This window comes from Stenotrophomonas sp. P5_B8 (assembly GCF_054049855.1).
The window spans coordinates 1-1,928 of sequence record NZ_JBFULO010000575.1 but is presented as its reverse complement, the minus strand read 5'-3'; the positions used below and the strand labels follow the sequence as shown (position 1 = coordinate 1,928).

Sequence of the window (1,928 nt, the reverse complement as noted above, 5' to 3'; positions counted from 1 at the left end):
TGATAGAACTGGGCAAAAGCATGAACGTGCCTCCCCCTGCCGCTTCTAGCTTTGCGCTTCAGCGAGCACTCTTGAGCGCCTTCTTCAACGCGCTACTCAGTGCAAAAGCCATTGCTGCCTCACCGATGGATGCGTTCGTCAAGATCCGAAAGGATCTTGTCGGCGTGCAACCGAAGCGCAATCGCTCGCTTGGCAACGCGGAGCTACAGCGCATCTTCGAACAGTCCAATTTTGAACCCTGGGCAAGGAAATGGCCACACCGATGGTGGGGGCCAATCCTCGGACTCTACACCGGCGCTCGTATCGGCGAGATTGCTCAGCTCAAGGTAGCGGATATCGCCTTAGAGGAAGACACATGGTTTATCTACCTCCGCGTCACCGCCGACGAGGATCTTGCGGGGTCGGAAGGCGCCAAGAGCAGACAGAGCCTGAAGAACATCTCGTCCATACGAAAAATTCCAATAGCACAGCGCGTGTTGGATGCTGGTTTCCTAGAATTCCTGGAGGACATCAAGGAGTCCAAGCATCCACGCCTCTTCCCACACCTCTCTGCAGGCGTCAACCCAAGGACGGGGGAAACAAACGCGCGCTACAGCAGTGCATTAGTGTGGCAGTTTGGCAACTACATGAAGAAACTCGGCTTCTCGAAAGGCACTGCTTTTCACTCGTTCCGCCATACGTTGATAAACAACCTGATCAGCAAAGGATACACAACGTCGCAGATCGCAGTGATCACCGGTCACTCAACCACCGGGCAAGCAAAGGAGGAACAAGCCCCCGTTATTAGAGAGGCTTACGAGGGCATGCTGCCGGAACAATCTCGGCCTCTGGCCGTGAGGATGCTGGAAGACTTCACGCCTCCCGTCGTTCTACCCAGATATGTACGAGGCCAGTTCAAGAGGCGACTGCGGGACAAGAAGGGCTTCTATCCGTAAGTCGACAGAATGCGCCCATGCGCCGCGAACGGAAAATACCCGCCTTTGCCAACAGATCCTTCCAAGATAGCGCTAGCCAGCTTCAAACTGCGGCCGAGCCATCCCTATATTCAGGAAATCGCCCTGCTCGTATGGGTTTGGGCATTACGCCCCCCCTTAAGACATGCAGCTCCTTGACTCCCCCGGCGCAAAGGTTATTCTGAGTGAAAGTCAGAGGCACATCTAGATGAACGATCAAGCCCCCCAGCACGATGACCAATGGTGGAACCAGGTTGATCCCGTGTGGAAGAAAAGCCTTGATGAATCAATGCTCAAGGCGCTTTCCGACACAAATGATCTTACTGATGAGGAGTTAGGCCTATTTTTATTCACACCCTCTATTCAGCCCTATCACCGTCGGTGACTACGACATGCCGGTTTCTTGGACGAGATCAGCGGCAGAAGAGCTAAAGAAACTTCAAGTGAGCTCCACCACTCGAGCTCGGATCCGAGCCCAAGCATCGAAACTGGATCAAGTTGTGCGCTACAGGGCCGGCGTCACGCCAAACACTTATTACTACACCTGTCGCACCGGGAAGCCCATCCTTGGCTACTGGCGATCGGGTGACCGGGTGCGCATCCTCACCGTTATGATGCCTCCGCCGTAGCAAGCACTGGGCCAAGTCAGAAAGATCGCGCTTCATCTTGAAGAGTCAGACTGAAGTGCCCAGTGACTGGATGCGAGCTTGAACTTCAAGCTTCGCAGATTGGAGGCTATGCGTTCCTGCGTTCCCGACGAAAAAGAGTCCACCCAAAATTCATTCCCGCCACGGCCGCCAAGATCGCAACGGCTCCGGCGACCTGCATTGTTCCCATCAGGTGGCCGTACGCCCAGGCATCGACAATGATGGCGACGATAGGATAGACGAACGAGAGAACACCCACCAGCGCGGTCGGTAGCTTCTGGAGCGCGCCATATAGCAGTGTGGACATCAGGCCGGTGTGGATGAAACC

The 1,928-nt window shown here is 55.0% G+C and carries 3 protein-coding genes; 2 read left to right on the top strand and 1 reads right to left on the bottom strand.

Going from position 1 to position 1,928, the window contains the following annotated elements; genetic code table 11:
- Both ACXJKH_RS19490 and ACXJKH_RS19485 read left to right on the top strand, forming a co-directional pair.
- A partial coding sequence (locus ACXJKH_RS19490; protein WP_457321847.1) for a site-specific integrase occupies positions 1–935 on the top strand: 935 nt, incomplete at its 5' end.
- A 226-nt stretch (positions 936–1,161) separates the two neighbouring features.
- Positions 1,162–1,338: a hypothetical protein gene (locus ACXJKH_RS19485; protein WP_457321845.1), complete on the top strand. Its 177-nt coding sequence runs from the start codon at positions 1,162–1,164 to the stop codon at positions 1,336–1,338.
- Between the two features lie 350 nt (positions 1,339–1,688).
- Here the strand turns inward: ACXJKH_RS19485 and ACXJKH_RS19480 are convergent.
- Positions 1,689–1,928: EamA family transporter (locus ACXJKH_RS19480; protein WP_457321843.1), on the bottom strand; the 240-nt coding region annotated here is incomplete at its 5' end.